The sequence below is a fragment of the Pannonibacter sp. CBAS1226 genome (genome assembly GCF_055685825.1).
Genome location: NZ_JBVOUO010000002.1, coordinates 154,770 through 173,858 on the forward strand (window position 1 = coordinate 154,770; position 19,089 = coordinate 173,858).

General features: G+C 64.5%; 21 protein-coding genes. 9 read left to right on the plus strand and 12 right to left on the minus strand.

Going from position 1 to position 19,089, the window contains the following annotated elements; genetic code table 11:
- Nucleotides 1-1,224 carry an MFS transporter gene (locus tag AC0CMF_RS07745; RefSeq protein WP_374631401.1) on the plus strand — a complete coding sequence of 408 codons (1,224 nt, stop codon included), beginning with the start codon at nucleotides 1-3 and terminating at the stop codon, nucleotides 1,222-1,224.
- A gap of 183 nt (nucleotides 1,225-1,407) precedes the next feature.
- Here the strand turns inward: AC0CMF_RS07745 and AC0CMF_RS07750 are convergent, their stop codons facing one another.
- The 4 genes from AC0CMF_RS07750 to ygfZ form a co-directional block, all read right to left on the minus strand.
- Nucleotides 1,408-2,394, minus strand: a complete 987-nt coding sequence (locus tag AC0CMF_RS07750) for an NUDIX hydrolase (RefSeq protein ID WP_374631403.1) — start codon at nucleotides 2,392-2,394, stop codon at nucleotides 1,408-1,410.
- Between the two features lie 14 nt (nucleotides 2,395-2,408).
- The gene (locus tag AC0CMF_RS07755; protein ID WP_374631404.1) at nucleotides 2,409-2,915 is read right to left on the minus strand and encodes a tyrosine phosphatase family protein; all 507 of its coding nucleotides are present in this window, start codon (nucleotides 2,913-2,915) and stop codon (nucleotides 2,409-2,411) included.
- A gap of 55 nt (nucleotides 2,916-2,970) precedes the next feature.
- The gene (locus AC0CMF_RS07760; RefSeq protein WP_374631406.1) at nucleotides 2,971-3,627 is read right to left on the minus strand and encodes a YfbR-like 5'-deoxynucleotidase; all 657 of its coding nucleotides are present in this window, start codon (nucleotides 3,625-3,627) and stop codon (nucleotides 2,971-2,973) included.
- 80 nt (nucleotides 3,628-3,707) lie between these two features.
- Nucleotides 3,708-4,616, minus strand: a complete 909-nt coding sequence (gene ygfZ, locus AC0CMF_RS07765) for a CAF17-like 4Fe-4S cluster assembly/insertion protein YgfZ (RefSeq protein WP_374631408.1) — start codon at nucleotides 4,614-4,616, stop codon at nucleotides 3,708-3,710.
- A gap of 193 nt (nucleotides 4,617-4,809) precedes the next feature.
- On the opposite strand from ygfZ, the gene AC0CMF_RS07770 reads away from it, so the two are divergent.
- The 4 genes from AC0CMF_RS07770 to AC0CMF_RS07785 all read left to right on the plus strand — a co-directional run bounded on the left by AC0CMF_RS07770 (nucleotide 4,810) and on the right by AC0CMF_RS07785 (nucleotide 10,076).
- Nucleotides 4,810-6,150, plus strand: a complete 1,341-nt coding sequence (locus AC0CMF_RS07770; RefSeq protein ID WP_472481415.1) for a dihydroorotase — start codon at nucleotides 4,810-4,812, stop codon at nucleotides 6,148-6,150.
- A gap of 511 nt (nucleotides 6,151-6,661) precedes the next feature.
- Nucleotides 6,662-8,014, plus strand: coding sequence for a L,D-transpeptidase family protein (locus tag AC0CMF_RS07775; RefSeq protein WP_472481417.1), 1,353 nt, complete (start codon nucleotides 6,662-6,664; stop codon nucleotides 8,012-8,014).
- A gap of 126 nt (nucleotides 8,015-8,140) precedes the next feature.
- Complete coding sequence (locus tag AC0CMF_RS07780; protein WP_050471920.1) at nucleotides 8,141-9,406, plus strand: BtaA family protein; 1,266 nt, start codon at nucleotides 8,141-8,143, stop codon at nucleotides 9,404-9,406.
- On the plus strand, nucleotides 9,399-10,076 hold the full coding sequence (locus AC0CMF_RS07785; RefSeq protein WP_374631268.1) for a class I SAM-dependent methyltransferase: 678 nt from the start codon (nucleotides 9,399-9,401) through the stop codon (nucleotides 10,074-10,076). Before AC0CMF_RS07780 ends, AC0CMF_RS07785 begins: the two co-directional genes overlap by 8 nt.
- 55 nt (nucleotides 10,077-10,131) lie before the next feature.
- On the opposite strand, the gene AC0CMF_RS07790 is transcribed toward AC0CMF_RS07785, so the two are convergent.
- On the minus strand, nucleotides 10,132-10,806 hold the full coding sequence (locus AC0CMF_RS07790) for a hypothetical protein (RefSeq protein WP_208999551.1): 675 nt from the start codon (nucleotides 10,804-10,806) through the stop codon (nucleotides 10,132-10,134).
- Nucleotides 10,807-11,066: 260 nt separating this feature from the next.
- Here AC0CMF_RS07790 and AC0CMF_RS07795 point away from each other — a divergent pair, with 260 nt between their 5' ends.
- Nucleotides 11,067-11,654: a LysE family translocator gene (locus AC0CMF_RS07795; RefSeq protein ID WP_208977287.1), complete on the plus strand. Its 588-nt coding sequence runs from the start codon at nucleotides 11,067-11,069 to the stop codon at nucleotides 11,652-11,654.
- 92 nt (nucleotides 11,655-11,746) lie between these two features.
- Here AC0CMF_RS07795 and AC0CMF_RS07800 read toward each other — a convergent pair whose 3' ends face one another.
- From AC0CMF_RS07800 to AC0CMF_RS07815, 4 genes are all read right to left on the minus strand, one after another.
- Nucleotides 11,747-12,019, minus strand: a complete 273-nt coding sequence (locus AC0CMF_RS07800) for a hypothetical protein (protein ID WP_050471916.1) — start codon at nucleotides 12,017-12,019, stop codon at nucleotides 11,747-11,749.
- A 169-nt stretch (nucleotides 12,020-12,188) separates the two neighbouring features.
- Entirely contained in the window at nucleotides 12,189-12,611 is a 423-nt protein-coding gene (locus AC0CMF_RS07805; protein WP_374631265.1) for a TIGR02301 family protein, read from the minus strand.
- Nucleotides 12,612-12,679: 68 nt separating this feature from the next.
- Nucleotides 12,680-13,105: an NUDIX hydrolase gene (locus AC0CMF_RS07810; protein ID WP_050471914.1), complete on the minus strand. Its 426-nt coding sequence runs from the start codon at nucleotides 13,103-13,105 to the stop codon at nucleotides 12,680-12,682.
- Nucleotides 13,106-13,123: 18 nt separating this feature from the next.
- On the minus strand, nucleotides 13,124-13,639 hold the full coding sequence (locus AC0CMF_RS07815; protein WP_058897773.1) for a hypothetical protein: 516 nt from the start codon (nucleotides 13,637-13,639) through the stop codon (nucleotides 13,124-13,126).
- Between the two features lie 86 nt (nucleotides 13,640-13,725).
- On the opposite strand from AC0CMF_RS07815, the gene AC0CMF_RS07820 reads away from it, so the two are divergent.
- The 3 genes from AC0CMF_RS07820 to AC0CMF_RS07830 all read left to right on the plus strand — a co-directional run bounded on the left by AC0CMF_RS07820 (nucleotide 13,726) and on the right by AC0CMF_RS07830 (nucleotide 16,652).
- Nucleotides 13,726-14,493, plus strand: coding sequence for an SOS response-associated peptidase (locus AC0CMF_RS07820; protein WP_374631262.1), 768 nt, complete (start codon nucleotides 13,726-13,728; stop codon nucleotides 14,491-14,493).
- 87 nt (nucleotides 14,494-14,580) lie between these two features.
- A complete protein-coding gene (locus AC0CMF_RS07825; RefSeq protein ID WP_472481422.1) occupies nucleotides 14,581-15,714 on the plus strand; it encodes a GNAT family N-acetyltransferase in 1,134 nt (377 codons plus the stop codon).
- Between the two features lie 92 nt (nucleotides 15,715-15,806).
- Nucleotides 15,807-16,652 (plus strand): methyltransferase, encoded by an 846-nt coding sequence (locus AC0CMF_RS07830; protein WP_374631258.1) that lies wholly within the window; start codon nucleotides 15,807-15,809, stop codon nucleotides 16,650-16,652.
- A 27-nt stretch (nucleotides 16,653-16,679) separates the two neighbouring features.
- Here AC0CMF_RS07830 and AC0CMF_RS07835 read toward each other — a convergent pair whose 3' ends face one another.
- The 3 genes from AC0CMF_RS07835 to AC0CMF_RS07845 are packed head-to-tail and all read right to left on the minus strand — an operon-like array spanning nucleotide 16,680 to nucleotide 19,089.
- Entirely contained in the window at nucleotides 16,680-17,513 is an 834-nt protein-coding gene (locus tag AC0CMF_RS07835) for a GNAT family N-acetyltransferase (protein WP_374631256.1), read from the minus strand.
- Nucleotides 17,510-18,274, minus strand: a complete 765-nt coding sequence (locus AC0CMF_RS07840) for an aspartate/glutamate racemase family protein (protein WP_374631254.1) — start codon at nucleotides 18,272-18,274, stop codon at nucleotides 17,510-17,512. Before AC0CMF_RS07840 ends, AC0CMF_RS07835 begins: the two co-directional genes overlap by 4 nt.
- Nucleotides 18,271-19,089 carry an ABC transporter permease gene (locus tag AC0CMF_RS07845; RefSeq protein ID WP_374631252.1) on the minus strand — a complete coding sequence of 273 codons (819 nt, stop codon included), beginning with the start codon at nucleotides 19,087-19,089 and terminating at the stop codon, nucleotides 18,271-18,273. The genes AC0CMF_RS07840 and AC0CMF_RS07845 overlap by 4 nt, the downstream gene beginning before the upstream one ends.

Here is a 19,089-nt window from a genome sequence, read left to right on the forward strand (position 1 = left end):
ATGTCCGCCGCATCTGCGCCCGCAAGGGCCAATATTCCGCTGATCATCATCTGCGGCTGTGCCATTGCGCTTCTGTCCTTCGGGCCGCGCTCGACCATGGGCATGTTCTTTCAGCCCATGACCGAAGCGCGCGACTGGTCGCGGGAGATCTTCTCGCTGGCCATCGCCATCCAGAACCTGATGTGGGGCATCGGCCAGCCGGTGGCGGGCATGTTTGCCGACCGGTTCGGCACCTGGAAGACGATTGCGCTGGGCGCGGTGTTCTATGGCTCGGGCCTGTGGCTGATGGCGGACGCCACCTCGCCAGTGGCGCTGCACATGACCGGCGGCGTGCTGATCGGCCTTGGCATTGCCTTTTCCAGCTTCTCCATGGTGCTCGCCGCCTTTGCCCGTACGGTGACGCCGGAAAAACGCTCGCTCGCCTTTGGTGTCGGCACGGCCTCCGGTTCGCTGGGCCAGTTCCTGTTTGCGCCGCTGGGTGCGGGGCTGATTGCCGAAATCGGCTGGCACAACACGCTGCTGGCCTTCTCCGGCCTGATGGCGCTTCTCCCGCTGCTCGCCATCGCCCTGCGCGGCAAGCCGGATGCGGCCGCCTATGCCGGCACCACCGCTGACCAGAACCTCGGCCAGGCCATCGCCGAGGCGTTCAAGACACGCGGCTACCTGCTGCTGACGCTGGGCTTCTTCGTCTGCGGCTTCCATGTGGCTTTCATCACTGTGCATCTGCCGCCCTACATCTCCGACCTTGGACTTGAGGCACGCTGGGGCGGCTATGCCATCGCCCTCATCGGCCTGTGCAATGTCTTTGGATCGCTGGCGTCGGGCTATATCGGCACACGCCATTCCAAGCCGCATTTCCTGTCGCTGATCTATTTTGCCCGTGCGGTGGCCATCACCCTGTTCCTCATGGCCCCGGCCTCACCGGCCTCGGTGCTGATCTTCTCGGCGGCCATGGGCTTTCTGTGGCTGTCCACCGTGCCGCCCACGTCCGGCCTTGTGGCGGTCATGTTCGGCCCGCGTTACATGGCAACGCTTTTCGGTTTCGTCTTCCTGTCGCACCAGATCGGGTCTTTCCTCGGTGTCTGGCTGGGCGGCAAGCTCTATGACGAGTTGGGTTCCTATGATGCGGTCTGGTGGCTCGGCATCGCCCTCGGCCTTCTCGCGGCCATCGTCCACTGGCCGATCCGCGAACAACCCGTCGCCCGCCTCGCTGCGGCGGAGTGAGTGATCTGCACCTCTACCTCTCCATCGTCATCCCGGGCGCGCCTGCGCGATCCGGGATCGGAGAGCCGGGGTGCAAGTTGACTGGTTTTACAAATAGATAGGCCTCGGCTCACCGGTCCCGGATCTCCGCTTCGCTGCGTCCGGGAAGACGTTTGAGAGGATGTGCCGCTGTCTGGACTTATCTCATCGCCCGCCAACCCTGAGCCCCGGGGCGGGGCGTTCTTTCAGGATTTCGCGGCGGAAGCGGAAGAGGGCGGCGGGGCGGCCGCCGGTGGCGGTGGAGGTGGCGCCGGTGGGCTCCACCAGTTCGGCGTTTTCCACGAGGCGGCGGAAGTTCTGCTTGTGCAGGTGCCGCCCGAAGATCGCTTCCACCGTCTGCTGCAATTCGGTGAGGGTGAAGGTGTCGGGCATCAGCTCGAAGATCACCGGGCGGTATTTCAGCTTGCCGCGCAGGCGCGAGAGGGCGGTGGCCAGCACCCGGCGGTGATCGAAACGCATGGGGCGGCCGAATTTCGGCAGATCCGGGCAGGCCAGCGCCTCGGGCCGCCCGTCACGCAGGGCCTCCTGCACAAGCCCGGCGCCATAGATCAGCTCATAGCGGTCAAGCGCGCGCTCTTCGTCCCAGCTGCCTTCATCCTCGCCAAAGGCAAGGCGGATGCGCTCGGCCCGGCCAAGGCCGCTGTGTGGCGCTTCCGGCGGCATGCGGCCGGAGGCAGCGTGCAGCGCGGGCAGAAGATCGCGGTCGAGCATTGCAGGGCGCCCGTCGCGCCAGTCTTCCCAGGGGAAATAGTCATACCAGGACCGCCAGGACGAATGATGCTGCGACAGCACATCCTCGCTGTCCGCGCTCTTGCGGGTGAGGGCGAGATAGCCGACGGAGACCACATGCGGGCCACTGTCGCCGCTGGTCATGTGGCGGCCCCGGTCGCCGAAGGTGTACAGCTGTTCCACGTAGCCGATGGTGAGCGCGGTCTGTTCCTCCACCCAGGTGCGCAACCCGCTTTCAAAGGTGCGGTGATGCAGCGGATCGAAAGGGCCGAAGGGCAGGCCCTCAGCCTCCGCCTCATCCTCTCCGCCACCGGCAAAGGTGACGACCTGCGGCACGCCCTCGCGCACGGCCACGATCACGGCGTTGAGACCGATTTCGATGGTTGCCGTGGTCTGGTTCATCCGCGCCCGCTCCTTCAGGCCAGAGGCATTTCGAAGGGCGTGCCCTCGAAGGCATCTGCCCCGCGGCCAATGGCCCGGATCGCCTCGATCATGCGCCCGTCGCGGGCAAGCATGCGGTCGGCAATCGCCACCAGCCTTGCATTGGGCGTGGCGGAGGGCGCACGGGCACGCAGAACCGAGGCAAGCTCCGCCTCATCCGCATCCGGCGTCAGCGCACAGGCGGTGATGAAGGCGCCCGCCGTGGACCGGCTGATTCCCGCCCAGCAATGGATGACCAGCGGGGCGGCCTTGTCCCAGTCCTGCACGAAGCCCAGAAGCGAGCTCACATGCACCTCGCCGGGGGGCACGAGGCCTTCCACCGGGTCCACGATGTCGTTGAAGCCAAGGAACAGGTGATTGGCCACCGCAATGGACTGGGGCCGTTCCACCGGCGTGCCGGCATTGATCAGGCTGACCATGCGGGTGGCGCCCGTCCGCTCCACCGTTTCCTTGAGGCGGGAAAGAGAAGACACGTAAAGCATCAATCGGTCATCCTGAAACTGTGTCTTTGGAGAGTAACCTTTTTACACCCCTGCGTCACCGCCCGCGCGCGGCCTTCTGCGGCGTGTTTGCGGCAAGGGCGGCTATGGCCTCGAAGCGTTCGGTGAAGGCAATCTGGGCGGCAGCTGCGGGCATCGGTTCAAGGCCAAGGCGCGGAGCGCTGGCCGGGCCGGAGCCGAAGCCCTTGGGCCGTCCGAAGATCTTGCCTGCCTCCTCATCGCCGAATCCTGCCAGTTCCACCGCCTCGAAGTAAGCGCAGATGATATCGGCCTTCTTCGCCAGTTTCTTGACAGCCTCCGGCAGCTTGCCCGGCAGGCCGAAACGCCTGTGGATGGCTTCCTGCAGACGGCCTTCCACCAGCTTGTAGTCGCCGCCCATCACCGCCTTGAAGGGGGAGATCATGTCGCCAATCACATATTCCGGCGCATCGTGCAAAAGCACGGCCAGCCGCCACTGCGGCGTCAGGTCCGGCTTCAGCTGCAGGGCGATGTCTTCCACCACGAGGCTGTGCTGGGCGACGGAAAAGGCGTGATCGCCGTGCGTCTGGCCGTTCCAGCGGGCGACACGGGCAAGGCCGTGGGCAATGTCGGACAGCTCCACATCCAGCGGCGAAGGGTCCAGCAGGTCGAGCCTGCGGCCGGAAAGCATGCGCTGCCAGGCGCGGGGCGGAAGTTCGGGGCGGTCGGCAGCCATGGATGCTCCGTCAGTCTGGGGCCGGTCAGTCTGGGGCCCGTCAGTCTTGGGCCGGTGCGGCGAAAGGGTTGAAGGGCTGCTCAGGCGCTGTCTATGCCTGCGCCGTTGCCGCTTTCGGGCCAGGTGAAACGCGCCCAGCCGGGCAGCGTCACATCAAGCGCCGTTCCGGCAGCGGTCAGCTGGACGCCCTTGTCGAGGGCCGCCTTCACCTTGTCAAGCCGCAGCAGCGCCAGTCCCCGGCCGCCTGAGGAGGATCCAAGCGTGCCCACCTCCTGTTCCCCGGCAAGAACCGGGCTGCCCATGGTGGGCAGGGCCTCTGCCGCTTCCACCCTGACGAAGCGCTTGCGGGCGGTGGAGCGGTGCTCCATGCGCGAGACGATCTCCTGCCCCACGTAGCAGCCCTTGCGGAAGGAGACGCCGTTCAGCTGGTCCATGTCCGCGTCATGGGGGAAGATCTCGCCATAGGCAAAGTCGCTTTCCGCCTCCGGCACGCCAAGGCCGATGCGGTGGGCATGCCAGTCTGCGGGCTCTGCCGCCTGCAAGCCGAGGTCTTCCAGAACGTTCGCCAGCCCCTTCGGCCCGGCAACCCGCAGGCCCAGTTCAGCAAGGCGCGGGTCGGCTGCGGCCAGCACCGCCGGTGCCAGTGGCATAGCAGGCAGGGCACCGCCGAAAACCACCGCCACCTCATGGGTGGCGGAGCAATCCTCCAGCGTCACCTTGGCGCGAAGCCGGTAGAAGCCGAGCCGCTTCACAAGCGCTGCCACCTGCGAGGCCGGCGTATCGAGCAGGAAGCCGTCCGCATCCTTCAGCACCAGAAAATCGAACAGGATCTTGCCCTGCGGTGTCAGCAAGGCGGCAAAGGCTGCTTCGCCCGTGGTCAGGCCTTCCACGTCGCGGGTCAGCAGGTTCTGCAGGAAATGCGTGGCTTCCGGCCCGCTCACCCGCACCAGGCCACGGTCAGGCAGAAGGGCAAAACGGGCAGCGGACATGAAGGCCTCCAGTGAAACTGCGTATATCTCTCCCGTTGAGATAGCCCCGCGCCTGCCCGGCGGCAAGGCGCGGCATTGCCGGGCAGGCTCTTTCCCGAAAAGCCTGTGGACCCGTGCGCCCTGCCAATCGTATAAGCGCGCCAGAAAAAGCCGTGCGCCAAGGCCCGCGCCGAAGATGGAAGAGGAGTCATCAATGTCTGCTGCCCATGATCTCATTCTCACCGGCGCCACGGTCGTCAATCAGGACGGCACGGCCATCCGCGATGTGGCCGTGCGCGGCGGGCGCGTTTCCGCCATCGGTGATCTGCGCAGCGAGACAGCGGCGGAAGTCATCGACTGCAAGGGCCTGACCATTCTGCCGGGCGTCGTCGACACGCAGGTGCATTTCCGCGAGCCGGGCCTCACCCACAAAGAAGACCTTGAAACCGGCTCCCGCGCCGCCGTCATGGGCGGTGTGACGGCGGTGTTCGAGATGCCGAACACCAATCCCAACACCACCACGGCCGAAACGCTGGCGGCAAAGGTCTCGGCCGGCCATCACCGCATGCACTGCGACTTTGCCTTCTTCGTCGGCGGCACGGCGGAAAACATCGAAGAAATTTCGATGCTGGAAAAGCTGCCGGGCGCAGCCGGCATCAAGGTCTTCATCGGTTCGTCCACCGGCAACCTGCTGGTGGAGGATGACGAGAACCTGGCGAAGATCCTGAAGAAGATCACCCGCCGCGCCTCGTTCCACTGCGAGGACGAAATGCGCCTGCGCGACCGGATGAACCTGCGCGTGCCGGGTGATCCCCGCTCGCACCCGGTCTGGCGCGATGAAACGGCGACGCTGCTGGCCACCCAGCGCCTCGTGACGCTCGCCCGCCGCCTCGGCAAGCGGGTGCATGTGCTGCATATTTCCACCGGCGACGAGATGGAATATCTGGCGGACCACCGCGATGTGGCCAGCACGGAAGTCACGCCGCATCACCTGACGCTGTTTGCCCCGGACTGCTACGAGCGGCTGGGTACCTATACCCAGATGAACCCGCCGGTGCGTGATCTATCGCATCAGAAGCGCCTGTGGTGGGGCGTCAATCAGGGTGTCGCCGATATTCTCGGCTCCGACCATGCCCCGCACACCCGCGAGGAAAAGGACCACGCCTATCCGGGCTCCCATTCCGGCATGACGGGCGTGCAGACGCTGGTGCCGACGATGCTCGATCACGTCAATGCCGGGCGGCTGACGCTGGAGCGTTTTGTCGACATGACCAGCGCCGGCCCCGCCCGCCTGTTCAACATGGCGCGCAAGGGCCGCATTGCCGTTGGCTATGACGCCGATTTCACCATCGTCGACATGAAGCGCAAGGAAACCATCCGCAACGAGTGGATCGCCTCCCGCGTGGGCTGGACGCCCTATGACGGCGTGGAAGTCACCGGCTGGCCCGTCGGCACCTTCGTGCGCGGCCACAAGGTGATGTGGCAGGGCGAACTGACCACCCCCTCGCAGGGCGAAACCGTCCACTTCCAGGACGCCCTCCAGCCGCAGGGGTGAAGGAAGTAGCCCGAACTGTCTGGCTGGCAGGGCGGGGCGGCGGTCTGGCCTTTACGGCACGGCGTTTCAGCCCCCCTCCCCCTGGTGGGGAGGGGTTAGGGGTGGGGGGAAGGGCCTTTCCGGCTGGCAGAGTATTCATAAATTTCACACAGCTGCTCCTCCTGATGCTTTTTCAGGTATCTGACTGTTTTTCATGTCGTTTTCGGCTCAGAGCCCCCACCCCTTACCCCTCCCCACGAGGGGGAGGGGGGCGGAGACGTTCAGCCGCGAACCAGGTGCATCACTTCGGGCGGTTGATGCATAGAAGCCTGCGGCCGCGCCGTTCGCGTCCCCCTGCCTCCCTCAAATCCGGCGAAAATGTGACGGGCGCCACAGCGGGTTCAGGGTTAAGCTTCTATGACCGGAACCGGTCAAATTCGCACACTTCGGTAACCCTGTTCCCTAACCCTAAGTACACGGAGCGTGGGTAAGGTGAGTGCGGGCTGACGGGTATGGCGTAGATGAGGCTCGCATGGTGATGGAGACGGCAACAGGATTGGTGGACGGCGGAGCGATGCGCGAGCGCATCTGGCGCGTGGCGCTGATGACGGGCTGTGCTCTTGCCATGATGCATTTCGCAGTTCCGCAGGCGAGAGCCGAAGGCCCGGCCGGGCTGAAGCAGATCGCGGGGCTGGCGAAACCTGCCGAAGCCAGCATGACCGCCGGTGCAGCGGAAACGCTGCAGGGGGCCGTTGAGATCAGCGATCCCGAGCATCCGATGCAGATCGTCGTGTCCTTGCGCGAGCAGAACCTCAAGGTCTATCGCGGGCTGGAGCTTGTCACCTCCACGCCGGTTTCCTCCGGCAAGACCGGGCACAGGACGCCGACGGGCGTGTTCTCCATTCTCGAAAAGCGCCGCAAGCACTTTTCCAATCTCTATGACAACGCGCCGATGCCCTATATGCAGCGGCTGACCTGGTCCGGCATCGCCCTGCATGAGGGCAAGCTGCCCGGCTATCCGGCCTCGCACGGCTGTGTGCGCATGCCCATGCGCTTTGCGCAGGACCTCTTCACCATGACCCGGCACGGCATGCATGTGGTGATCACCGATGGTGAAGCCTTGCCTGCCGCGATTGCCCATTCTGCCTTGCCGCAGCCCTATCAGCCGGGCACGGCGGTGGCGAGCCTGGATGAGGCCATCCTGCCGGAAGGGCAGGGGCTGCGCGGTTCCATCATGACGGACAGCGGCACGGGATCGATCGTCACCGGCTCCATCGAGCCTCAGACACCGGCGCAGGGCGCTGCTGCGGCCGATTTCGGTACGCCGCTGCGCATGATCATCCTGCCCCGCCCCTCGGGCCGGGAAATCCACGACCTGCAGGCCATGCTGAACCGGCTCGGCTTCGAGGCGGGCCCCGTCGATGGGGTCATGGGCCGCAAGACGCGGGATGCAATCCGTCTGTTCCAGGAAGGCTACGAGCTGCCGGTCACCGGCAATTACAGCCTCAGCCTGTTGAAGCGGGTCTACCGCGAGGCGGGCGAGGATCTGCCGCTGAACGCGGAACTGCGCATCCGGGCGAAGTTCAAGGACATCTATCAGGCAGGCGTCACCCTGAAGGACCCGAAGGCGCCCATCGGCACCGTCATCTTCACGGCGCTGGGCTTCAAGCCCGGAGACAGCGAAACCGGCTGGATGGCCGTGGTGGCGGAAGAGGCCGAAGGCATGACGCCGGCGCGCATCCTCGACCGGATCGACATGCCCGCCACTGTGCGCAAGGAGGTTGGCGCCATGCTGACGCCGGGCTCCTCGCTCATCGTCACGGACCGGTCGTTCCTGCGCAACACCGGCCTTGGCACCGACTTCGTGGTGACGACAACGAACTGATCTGGCAGAGCAGCTTAAAGGCTGTCCCCGCCGTCATGTCTCTGTCGCGTGTCTGCAGTATCGCTCCCCCTCAGGTTCTTATCCGGCGGAAGAATCGCCGGTGGGCAGTCCCTGAGGGAGCGAACAATGCCGGTGAGCACGCTTGAAGCATCGAAAGCCAGACTGAAGAAGGCCGTCCACCGGTCCAGCGCCACGTCCCGCGAGGGCTTTCTGGAGCGCATGTTCACCTTCGCCTTCAAGGGGCTGGTCTATCCGCAGATCTGGGAAGACCCGGATGTGGATCTGGAGGCGCTGCAGCTCAAGCCGCATTCGCGCATGGTCACCATCGCCTCCGGTGGCTGCAACGTCATGTCCTATCTGACGGCCGATCCGGCGGCGATCACGGCGGTGGATCTCAACCGCGCCCATGTGGCGCTGGGCCGTCTGAAGCTCGCTGCAGCTCAGCACCTGCCGAACCATGACAGTTTCTATCGCTTCTTCGGCGAAGCGGACGAGAAGGCGAACATCGCCGCCTACGAGCGTTTCCTGCGTGACAAGCTGGACGGGGAAACCCGCAGCTATTGGGAAGGCCGGGGCATCAGCGGGCTAGGCCGCCGCCGCATCACCCTGTTCTCGCGGGATCTCTATCACCACGGTCTGCTGGGCTATTTCATCGGCGTGGGCCATTTCGTCGCCCGCCTCTACGGCATCGACCCGAAGCATTTCGTCCGCGCCCGCACGCTGGATGAGCAGCGCAGCTATTTCGAGACGGCGCTGGCGCCTCTCTTCGACAAGCGGCTGGTGCGCTGGGCAACCTCCAAGAAGATGTCGCTCTACGGCCTCGGCATTCCGCCCGCCCAGTATGAGGCGCTGGTTTCTGCCAGCCCCACGGGCGACATGTCCGATGTGCTGAAGCAGCGGCTGCAGAAGCTTGCCTGTGATTTCTCGCTCTCGGACAACTATTTCGCCTGGCAGGCCTTCAACCGGGGCTACGCGCCGCAGGGCGGGGATGAGAGCACGGGTGCCTCCGGTCCGCTGCCGCCCTATCTGAAGCGCGAGCATTTCGATGCCATCCGCGAGCGGGCCTCCCGCGTCGAGGTGGTCAACCGCAGCTTCACCGAACATCTGGAAGGCGAAGTTCCGGCCACACTCGACGCCTATGTCCTGCTGGATGCGCAGGACTGGATGACCGACGAGCAGCTGAACGCTCTGTGGACCCAGATCACCCGCACCGCCCGCCCCGGCGCCCGCGTCATCTTCCGCACCGCCGCAGAGCCGACGCTCCTGCCGGGCCGCGTGCACGATGCCATTCTGGACCGCTGGACCTATGAGGCGGAGAAGAGCCTTGAGCTGGGCCGCCGCGACCGTTCCTCCATCTATGGCGGGTTCCATCTCTATGTCTTCAATGGATGAACCCCGCAGCCAGAGCGGCGCCCCCTCTGGCGCTTCCGCTGCGCTGATGGACAGCGTGTACCGCAACCAGCGGCACATCTATGACCTGACGCGCAAATATTACCTCTTGGGCCGCGACCGGCTGATCGCCCGGCTGGCGCCGCCTGCAGGTGGTTCCGTACTGGAACTGGGCTGCGGCACGGGCCGCAACCTGATCGAGGCGGCGCGGCTCTATCCCGATGCCCGCTTCTACGGCCTCGACATTTCGCGCGAGATGCTGGCAACGGCAGAAGCGAATATCCGCCGCGCCGGGCTGGAGGACCGTATCCGGCTCGCCTGCGGCGATGCTTCGGCTTTTGACGCAGAAGCCCTGTTTGGCCGGGACAGCTTCGACCGGGTGTTCATGTCCTACACCCTGTCGATGATCCCGCCCTGGCGCGAGGCGATGGCAGCAGGCTTTGCGGCGCTGGCGCCGGGCGGGCAGCTGTCGGTGGTGGATTTCGGCCAGCAGGAGCGTCTGCCGGGCCTCTTCCGCCGCCTGCTGCATGCCTGGCTGGCGAAGTTCCACGTCACGCCACGGGCGGATCTGTCCGGCGCCGTGGAAGCTCTTGCCGGGCAGCACAAGGCGCGCTTTGAGGCCGGTTCGCTCTATCGCGGTTATTCGGTCTGGGCGGAAGTCACCCGCGTTTGAACGGCCGCCGTGGCTTGTCCAACTCCCGATACTTGGAACTCACCGGGAGCTGGTTTCATTCGCCTGCGACGAAATAATGCAGCGTGCCGTCCGGACCAATGCCGACACGGTAGAACAGCCAGGCGCCGTAAGCGTCCATTTCCGCGAAATCGGCGGCGGTGACAATACGGTACATCTCCACCTTCTGCTCCGGTGTCAGCTTGTCGAAGGGGTAGCGGGCGAAATAGGGCCAGATGTACATTTCCTGCGGGGTTCCGGCGTCCACATGCACCCAGCCCGCTTCCATCACGTCCAGAAGGATCGCCAGGATTTCCTGGCCCTGCCCATCGCCGGAACTGTGCTTCAGGAACTCGATCGGGTCACCGATTTCCGCCAGGGACAGGGTCGGCATCATCTCGTTGCCTTCCAGCACCATGCGCATGCGCTCGACGTCGCCGCTGCGGGCCGCTTCCATCAACTGGTCCCGCATGCGGGCGACAGGCGCCGGCAGGCCCTCCGGTCCGTAATGCACCTCAGGGACAGGGAGCAGGTTCTGCGGAGAGACTTCAGAAGACTGGCCTTCCTCCGGGCTTTCGATGCCCTCGGCCGGATCAGCCTCATCCATGGGGCCGCCCGCATCATCCGCGCCGGCCTCATCGGGGATTGGGGGCAAGAGATCTTCCGGCGGAATGGCCGGGTTGCCGGAGGCATTCTGCTCCGGCGGGGTGACCAGGATCGTCTCGGTTCTCACGGTCGCAGCTTCCGCAGCCGGAAGCAGCAGGAGTGCAAAACAGAGGGTGGCAATGCAGTTGCGCAGCATGGTCAGACTCAGCCGGGAAGATTTTCAACGACTATACGCAGCCGCAGCGGAAAGGCCATTCAAAAGAGCCTGCACGCTTGGCATCCTGTCCTCCTTTCGTTAAACCGCAGGCACATGTGCCATTTTTGCCAGAGTTTTCCTGCATGACGCCATCGCTTTCATATGCACTGCTTGGACTGGCAATTGGCGTGATGACCAGCGCTCCCGTCGGGCCCGTGAACATCATGGCGCTGCGAAGGGCCCTTCACCGGGGCTTCCGGTCTGGTTTTCTCGTCGGTCTTGGGGCCGTTGCGGCAGACACGCTGTTCGCCGCCGCCGCACTTTTCGGCATTTCGGTTGTGGCCGAGTTCGTCGAACTGCACGAGACGGCCATCAAGCTGGTGGGGGCGAGCGTTCTGGTCGTATTTGGCATTGCGGTGCTGCGCAGCCATCCGCACATGGATACGCAAAAGAGCAAATTCGATCACACCCTGCTGCGTGATGCCCTGGCTGCCTTTGTCATGACAATCACCAATCCGGGTGCGATCCTGGGGTTTCTGGCGATCTTCGGCAGTCTTGGCGACTGGGCTCCGCAGCCGGGCAGGCATCTGGATGCACTGAGCATGATCTGCGGTGTGGCGGCGGGGGCTTGCCTGTGGTGGGCCGTCGTGGCCGGAGGGGCAAGCGCGCTGCGTGATCGCTTTACAGACCGCTGGCTTGAAATGGTGAACCGGGCCGCCGGTGCCGTGCTGATTCTCTTTGCGGCCGGAATCCTTGTCAGCCTGCTGGGCGTATTCTGAGCGTAACGGGCTGGAAAAGGCTGATCAGAGGATCAAAAAAGATCATTGGGGGAGCGCAGGGGCCGTGTCTCGCGCTCCGCCGTTCGCCGGCGTCACTGAAGGACGCGATTGACCGAATAGTCACCGCGCAGAATACGCTCCGGCAGGCCTTCTGCCAGCTTGGCAACTGCATCTTCGCCGTAAGTGGAAACAAGATCGGCAAGCGCAGTAAACATGGCTGCGTGGGCAACAGCATCCGTATCAACGCCGCAGGCAATCGCCTCGGACCATGCATCCTGAATGAAACCAAGCGCAGCACGGCGAATATCGTCGTCTTCAAGGTATTGGACGTCCGCAGACATCTCGCTGAATTCGTCGTTGGTCATGCTGTCCCTTAGGTCTTTGCCGCTTTCGCTTCGGATGAGTCGGTGCCGTTCCCCGAATCTGCGAAGACCTTACCATGGGAAGACTACGCGGGAAGCGAGTGTGAAGGCCTTCTTAACGTCCACCCACAAATTATACGTGGAGGGTTAAGCCTTTGGTAACGGAGCGCGGCTAGCGCGCATAACGGGCCGCAACATCGCGGCTCAGCTTCTCGCCTTCCTGGACATAGGCGTTCATGGCAGCCCGTGCAGCGGGCGTACAGCTTTGATACACCGAAGAAAATCCGCGATAGCCGAGGTTGAAGCGCTCGATGTGGCGGCGCTTGCGCACTTCCCCCTGCATTTCGGCTGCCAGCAGGTCTTCCATCCGCTCCCGCCAGCTTGGCGCATCATCGCGTCCGCACAGGGGGCGCAGGAAATGCAGAGCGCCGAGGATTTCCGACAGGCGGAGCAACTGGCGTTCATAAGGGGCTTCGGACAGGGGATCCTGCGCGCGAACCGGCAAAGCCGCGAGCATCAGGACAGCCGCTGCAAGGCCGGCAAGTGCTCTTGTGGTCATGCGGCGCCGGGCGCTGGTGTGTGTGCTGGAGTCCATTGGGTCCCTACCTGTCCGGCAGGATAATGGGCTGCAAGGACCGGCGGTGCAAGGCCGCGGTTGCCCCGTCAACAGGCCATCAGTTTCCGGATGCGTTCGGCAGTGCCTGGCGTCATTTCAAGGCTGCCGAGCGCGGAGAGGGGCTTGAAGCAGGCCTCTGCCGCATCATCGCCCGCGATGGGTTCGCCTGAGACATGTGCGCCCATGAAGATGGTCAGATGAAACCGGGCACGAATCGCCCCGCTTTCGTCCCGGCTGTCGATGGTGAGCGTTCCGGCCGGCTCTCCCAGCTCTGCGGTGACGCCGGTTTCCTCCAGAAGTTCGCGCTGTGCCGCCTGCAGAGGAGTCTCACCAGCCTCCAGCTTGCCGCCCGGCAGGCTCCAGTATCCTGCATAGGGCGCCTTGCCCCGCCGGATGATCAGAACGTCCCCATTCCTGTGGCAGAGGATGCTGACACCGGGAACAAGTGGAGGAGGAGGGAGCGTCCCGGACATGGTTCAGGCAAACCGGCTTCAGGCAAACAGGGCGTCGATTTCCGCCTGCGCTTCCGAGCCTTCGTGGGCGGGGACATCCTGCGCGCTGATATGGCCGTGGATGACGCCGCTGGCCATGGCGATCAGCGGCTTGATCTCGTTTGTCGCCTTCTCCGCCAGCTCAAAGGCGACCTCCGACGGTGACACAGCGCTGCGAATCATGTCCTGCGAATTCAGCACCGCCGAATTGATTCCGGAAACGAGCGTTTCCAGATGCGCGCGCAGACGCACGGGGGCGGCATGATAGGCCTCAATGGCAAGCTGGCGTTCGGAGAAACTGGAGTTCTCAAAATGGGTCTCGTAGTCCGCCGGGCTCCAGGCGAGCACGTCCTCGGCGCATTCCGGCATGGCCGGGAGCATTTCGAGCAGCATCACCACTTCGTTGAAGTGGTTCAGATAGTCGGTTGCAAGGCCAGTCGCTGGGTTGATATTGGCTTTGACAAGCCGCTCGGCGGACAGATCGCCGGTGCCCAGCACTGGATCCTCCTGCGTCATGCCATCCCCCCGGTTGAACTCTACTTCTCCCGAACCTAACCTGCCTTTGTTGCCAAAGAACTAATCAGATCACTGCAAGGATTTTCATGTGCGGACGCTTCACCCTGACGTCATCCCCGCAAGCGCTGGAGCAGCTGTTTGACTACCGGGACCGGCCAGACTTTCCGCCGCGCTACAATATCGCCCCCACCCAGCCGGTTGCCACCGTCCGGCATGAGCATGGCCAGCGGCGGTTCGCGCTGGTGCGCTGGGGATTGATTCCCGGCTGGGTGAAAGATCCGGCCAGCTTTACTCTCCTGGTCAACGCCAGGGCGGAGACGGCAGCGGAAAAGCCTTCGTTCCGTGCGGCCATGCGCCATCACCGCTGCCTCGTGCCGATGGACGGCTTTTACGAATGGCGGCGGACAGGCGGGCAGAAGCAGCCCTTCTTCATCCGTCCTGCGGGCGGCGGGTTGATGGCGGTGGCCGGGCTGTGGGACACATGGTCCGATCCGTCGGGCGGTGAGATCGACACCGGCGCCCTGCTGACCGTGCCTGCCAACCGTGCCATGCAGGCCGTGCACGACCGCATGCCGGCCATTCTTTTCGAACAGGATTTCGACGCCTGGCTGGATACGGGGCAGGTGAGGGCGGAGGAAGCGCGCCGCCTGCTGCGGCCGGTGGCGGATGACTATCTGGAGTTCATCCCCGTATCGTCCCGCGTCAACAGTGCCGCGCAGGATGATCCGGGGCTGACCGGGCGGGCCGCCGGGGCGGCGCCCGATGCTGTCTCTGAAAAAGCTCCGAAAACCCGTCCCGCCCGCAGAAAGGCGCAAGAAGACGGTGGCAATTCCGGTCAGCTTGATCTTTTCTAGGAAGATTGCCGTTTTCTGCGGCGGCCTAAACGGAAATGTAAATGCCTTCGCGTTAGCTTTGCTCTACCAGACATGGAAGGGAGCCAGATGCGGGCCGCGTTGAATGATCACCTGGCTGAAGTGCCGGAGCCCATGGCTGCCCGCCTGGTGCGCCCGATGCGTCGGGATGATCTTCCGGTCGTCGCTGGGCTCTTTGGCCGTGTGTTCCGGCCCTCCGGGGTCAGGGATGCGGCCGCGCTCGAAGCCTATCTCGGCGAATTGCTGTTCGGCAGCCCATCCTATAGCGAAGCATCCGGCAGCCTCGTGCATGACCATCCCTGTTCCGGCATCAAGGCGGCGGTGCTCGCCATTCCCATGGCCTTCAGCGTTGAGGGGCGGCCTGTCACGGCGCGGCTTTTGTGCTCCTTCATGTCGGAAGGGCGGGAGGGGCAGTCGGGCGCCGCGCGGATTGCGCGCTGCTTGAGGGCCAGCACACAGGATCTCCTCCTGTCCGACAGCGCCTCGCCGCTCAGCGCCAGCCACTGGATTGCCGGTGGCGGTCAGGTGCTGACGACGCAGAGCCTGGCATGGCGGCGGGTGATGCGGCCTGCCTCGGCAGCCCGGTTGATCGCGGGTCAGAGCCTGCCGCGTCTGCGTCCCTTGCTGGGGTTGCTGCCTTGTGGTGCGGTTGATGCTCTTGCCCGGTGGCTGAAGCCTGCGCTTGTCCCGGAAGAGCGGGCCGGGCTTGGTGTGGAAGAAACGGATGCTGCCGGTTTCCTGCAGGCCGCAAGACCGCTGCTTGCCCGCTTCCCGGTTCATCCCCTGTGGCCGGATGAAGAGTTTGTCTGGCTGACCGGCCTTGCCGCCCGGAACCTTGCGCTCGGAACCTTGCGCTTTGCCCTGGCCAAAGATGGCAAGGGCAGCTTTGCGGCTCTGGCCTGGTACAGCGATGGGCGCAGGGCAACGGTTCTGCATCTGCTGACAGAAGAGGGCCGGGAGCTCGACGCCGCCGCCGCCATGCTGGCCGCCTTCGAGGCTGAGGGTCTGACAATGGCCGAGGGCATGGCAAAACCCAGCCTGATGCGCGCGCTTCTTTCCCAGCGCTGGATCAGCTTCTCCCCGCGCGGCCTGTTCTGCATTGGCAGCCGGTTTGCCAGCGTCAATGACGCCGCGCGCCGCGGGGATCTTTATGCGGGCGGCTTTGCCTCGGAAAGCTGGAGCCGGCTGTTGACGGATCTTTGATCCGCTCCCCAGCTTGGTGATTGCGCCTGTCCTTTTCGGGCGGAGAGCGGTAAGAGGCGATCAGAAATACCGCACGCAGGAAAGGGCTGACCATGGCCGAAGAAGAAGAGACCGCATCCTTCGACGAGGAAGTGCTGGCCGGGGTCTATAACCGGGGCCTCGAGCTCGAAAAGGCCGGGGATCTGGATGGTGCGGAAGCCGCCTACCGGGAAGCCCTGACCATCGATCCGGCGGACCATTGCGGCGCCAGCGTGCGCCTGGCCGCCATGGGCCGGGACACGGCGCCCGATGCCATGCCGGAAGCCTATGTGGCGACGCTCTTCGACCAGCATGCAGATGTGTTCGAGGCCATTCTCGTCGATCAGCTCGGCTACTGCGTGCCGCTCCTGCTGCGCGAGCAGCTGCGCAGCCATGCGCCGGGGCCTTACAACGCCGGGCTGGATCTGGGCTGTGGCACGGGGCTCACCGGTGAGGCGCTGGGCGATATCTGCGAAGAGATGACCGGCGTCGATCTGTCCGAAAAGATTGTCGAGATCGCCTTCGACCGGGAGGTCTATACCGACCTTTACGTCGGCGAGGCGGTCGCCTTTCTGGAGGAGTTCGAGGACGACGACGGCCAGCGCCCGGTCTATGACCTGATCGCGGCAACGGACGTCTTCCCCTATCTCGGCAAGGTCGAGCGGATTGTGGCAGCCGCCGCAGACCGGCTGAACCCGGGCGGCGTTTTCGGCTTCTCGACCGAAACCCTGCCGGACGAAGCGCTGGGCGGGAAGGACTATCTCGTCGGCCCGAAGCGGCGCTATGCCCATTCCCAGGGATATCTGACCCGCGTGCTCGAAGCGCATGGCTTCACCATTCTGGCCATGGACCCGATCACCGTGCGCCTGGAAGAAGGCGAGCCGGTGCCCGGCCATCTGGTGCTTGCCCGCCGGGGCTAAGAAAAGCCGGGCCGCATGGATCTGTTGCTAGCCCAGTTCGAGGGTCGTGATCCCGAACACACCATCCAGCCGGATGGCAGGGGCTGGACCGCAGTACATGCGGCTCGTCTCGAAGCCGGGGGCAAATCCGGCGTCTTCCAGAAAGCGGATGAAGTCTCCGGCCGTCTCCGGGACGTCGATATGGATGCCGCCCTCGCATCCTTCTGCGAGCGCTGCGAACAGGGATCCGGCAACGGCGGTATCTTCGGCGAAGAGCGGGCCGATCTTCCAGCCCTCGCGGCAGGGGCGCGCCACCCCATACCCACGCAAGGTGCTGCCCTCGAACGCGGCAAGCGCCCGGCGTGGCCGCGTCAGCCACTGGCTGAGAAACCCGGTTCTTGGCGCAGGGAAATATGCGCGGTCGAAGGCTTCGACGGCCGGCATGTCTGCGCTTTCCAGCGGGCGGATGCCGCCAGCTTTGTCCGTGCGGGCAGAGTGTCCGCTGTAGCGGATGGTTCTGTACTGTGAGACGAAGCCCATCGAGCGGTAATTCGCCTGCTGTTCCGGCACGCCATCAAGCCCGATGGTTCGGCCTTCAAGGTGCTTGAGGCCAGCGTTCCAGACGGTTTTGCCATAGCCTTGCCCGCGAAAGTCCGGATGGCAGATGTAAAGCCCGATGAAGCCGAAGTCCTCACCATAGCGGACGGCCGAGATCCCGGCAGCCATTTCCCCTTCGGCGAAGGCGCCCAGGAAGCCGCCGGGATCGGCAGCCTGAAACACCACGGCATCGTCAAGGCCGGGGTTCCAGCCTTCGGCCGCAGCCCAGCCGATGAGCTGTTCCACTTCCGCCGTGGTGAGCTGGCGGATCACGGGGCCGGTCATTGTGCAGGCTCCGCTTCATGGGCAAAACCGGACAGAAGACCGGTAAAGGGCTTGCGGGCCGGCGTCGAATAGGCTCCGCGCTTGCCGGTCGATAGCCCCAGCGCCAGCAGCGCCTCGGCCTGCTTGACCGCTGCCCCCACGCCATCGATGACGGGCACCCTGAATTCCCGCTGCAGGGAAGCAGCCAGATCCGCCATGCCGGCGCAGCCCAGAACAATGGCCTCGGCGTGGTCTTCCCCAAGCGCGCTTGAAATCTCGCTGCGCAGCCGGTCCACCGCATTGGAGGCGGGGTTTTCCAGCTCAAGCACGGGCACGCCTGCAGCGCGCACGCGCACCCGCGAACTCATCCCGTAGCGATGCACAAGCTCCTCGACCGGAACGATGGACAGATGTGACATGGTGACCACGGTGATGCGCCGGGCGACAAAGGAGGCAAGGCTGAGCGCTGCCTCGCAGATGCCGATCACCGGAATGGTGGCCAGAGCACGTGCGGCATCAAGGCCCGTATCATCGAAACAGGCAATCACGGCGGCAGCAGCGCCCTCACGTTCGCCCTCGCGGATGGCCGTCAGGACGCCGGGAATGGCCAGCACCTCGTCATAATAGCCTTCGATTGAGGCCGGTCCCATGGCGGAGGTGACCGCGCAGATGTCGCTGGATGGTGCGGCCGCCCCCCGGGCGGCTTTGGCAATGGTCTGTGTCATCGATGCCGTGGTGTTGGGATTGATGACAAGAATACGCTGGTTGCTGATGGCCGTCATCCCTTGGTCCTGCGCCGGTTGAGCCAGACGATGACACCGAGCGCCGTGCCGATGACCGTCAGCGAGAACAGGGTGGTCACGGTGCCAAGGGCATAGAGTACAGGCGTCGTTACATTGGTGGTCATGGCATAGATTTCGAGCGGCAGCGTGTTGTAGGTGCCTGCCGTCATCAGGGTTCGCGCGAATTCGTCATAGGACAGCGTGAAGCCGAAGAGCCCGACGCCGGTGAGCATCGGCGCGATCATCGGCAGGACAACATGGAGGAACGTCTGCCAGGACGAGGCGCCAAGGTCGCGCGCCGCTTCTTCGTAGGAGGGGGAAAAGCGGTTGAAGACGGCGAACATGATCAGAACACCGAAGGGCAATGTCCAGGTCAGGTGCGCCCCGAAGGCCGAGCCGTACCAGGAGGGGCGCAGGCCAAGCTGCTGGAACATGACCCCGATCCCGAGCGAGACGACGATGGACGGAACGACGAGGCTGGCGACCGAGAGATAGAACAATGGCGTCGCGCCGGAAAACCTGCGCCGGAAGGCAAGTCCGGCCAGCAGGGAGACGAGCACCGTCACGCTCATCACCATCAGTCCGAGCGTGAAGGAGCGGCGGAACGAGCCGCCGAAATCACCGACGGCCTGCTGCTGGGTGAGGTTGTGGAACCAGTGCAGCGAGACGCCGTTCATGGGGAAGGTCAGCCCGCCGTTCGGCCCTTGAAACGACAGCATGACGATGGCCGACAGCGGGCCGTAGAGGAAGACGACGAACAGGGCGAAAAAGACCGCGAGCACCCAGAAGCTGCGTCCGCGTTTTTCGGAGATCAT

Excerpts from the sequence above, each read along its gene's own strand:
- ygfZ (WP_374631408.1), bottom strand. The coding sequence starts at position 4,616 with ATGTCCGCTGCCCGTTTTGCCCTTCTGCCTGACCGTGGCCTGGTGCGG.
- AC0CMF_RS07805 (WP_374631265.1), bottom strand. The coding sequence starts at position 12,611 with ATGGACTCCAGCACACACACCAGCGCCCGGCGCCGCATGACCACAAGA.
- AC0CMF_RS07820 (WP_374631262.1), top strand. The coding sequence starts at position 13,726 with ATGTGCGGACGCTTCACCCTGACGTCATCCCCGCAAGCGCTGGAGCAG.
- AC0CMF_RS07760 (WP_374631406.1), bottom strand. The coding sequence starts at position 3,627 with ATGGCTGCCGACCGCCCCGAACTTCCGCCCCGCGCCTGGCAGCGCATG.
- AC0CMF_RS07785 (WP_374631268.1), top strand. The coding sequence starts at position 9,399 with ATGGATGAACCCCGCAGCCAGAGCGGCGCCCCCTCTGGCGCTTCCGCT.
- AC0CMF_RS07815 (WP_058897773.1), bottom strand. The coding sequence starts at position 13,639 with ATGACGCAGGAGGATCCAGTGCTGGGCACCGGCGATCTGTCCGCCGAG.
- AC0CMF_RS07770 (WP_472481415.1), top strand. The coding sequence starts at position 4,810 with ATGTCTGCTGCCCATGATCTCATTCTCACCGGCGCCACGGTCGTCAAT.
- AC0CMF_RS07800 (WP_050471916.1), bottom strand. The coding sequence starts at position 12,019 with ATGACCAACGACGAATTCAGCGAGATGTCTGCGGACGTCCAATACCTT.
- AC0CMF_RS07780 (WP_050471920.1), top strand. The coding sequence starts at position 8,141 with ATGCCGGTGAGCACGCTTGAAGCATCGAAAGCCAGACTGAAGAAGGCC.
- AC0CMF_RS07775 (WP_472481417.1), top strand. The coding sequence starts at position 6,662 with ATGGTGATGGAGACGGCAACAGGATTGGTGGACGGCGGAGCGATGCGC.
- AC0CMF_RS07840 (WP_374631254.1), bottom strand. The coding sequence starts at position 18,274 with ATGACGGCCATCAGCAACCAGCGTATTCTTGTCATCAATCCCAACACC.
- AC0CMF_RS07845 (WP_374631252.1), bottom strand. The coding sequence starts at position 19,089 with ATGATCTCCGAAAAACGCGGACGCAGCTTCTGGGTGCTCGCGGTCTTT.
- AC0CMF_RS07745 (WP_374631401.1), top strand. The coding sequence starts at position 1 with ATGTCCGCCGCATCTGCGCCCGCAAGGGCCAATATTCCGCTGATCATC.
- AC0CMF_RS07835 (WP_374631256.1), bottom strand. The coding sequence starts at position 17,513 with ATGACCGGCCCCGTGATCCGCCAGCTCACCACGGCGGAAGTGGAACAG.
- AC0CMF_RS07825 (WP_472481422.1), top strand. The coding sequence starts at position 14,581 with ATGCGGGCCGCGTTGAATGATCACCTGGCTGAAGTGCCGGAGCCCATG.
- AC0CMF_RS07795 (WP_208977287.1), top strand. The coding sequence starts at position 11,067 with ATGACCAGCGCTCCCGTCGGGCCCGTGAACATCATGGCGCTGCGAAGG.
- AC0CMF_RS07830 (WP_374631258.1), top strand. The coding sequence starts at position 15,807 with ATGGCCGAAGAAGAAGAGACCGCATCCTTCGACGAGGAAGTGCTGGCC.
- AC0CMF_RS07755 (WP_374631404.1), bottom strand. The coding sequence starts at position 2,915 with ATGCTTTACGTGTCTTCTCTTTCCCGCCTCAAGGAAACGGTGGAGCGG.
- AC0CMF_RS07750 (WP_374631403.1), bottom strand. The coding sequence starts at position 2,394 with ATGAACCAGACCACGGCAACCATCGAAATCGGTCTCAACGCCGTGATC.
- AC0CMF_RS07810 (WP_050471914.1), bottom strand. The coding sequence starts at position 13,105 with ATGTCCGGGACGCTCCCTCCTCCTCCACTTGTTCCCGGTGTCAGCATC.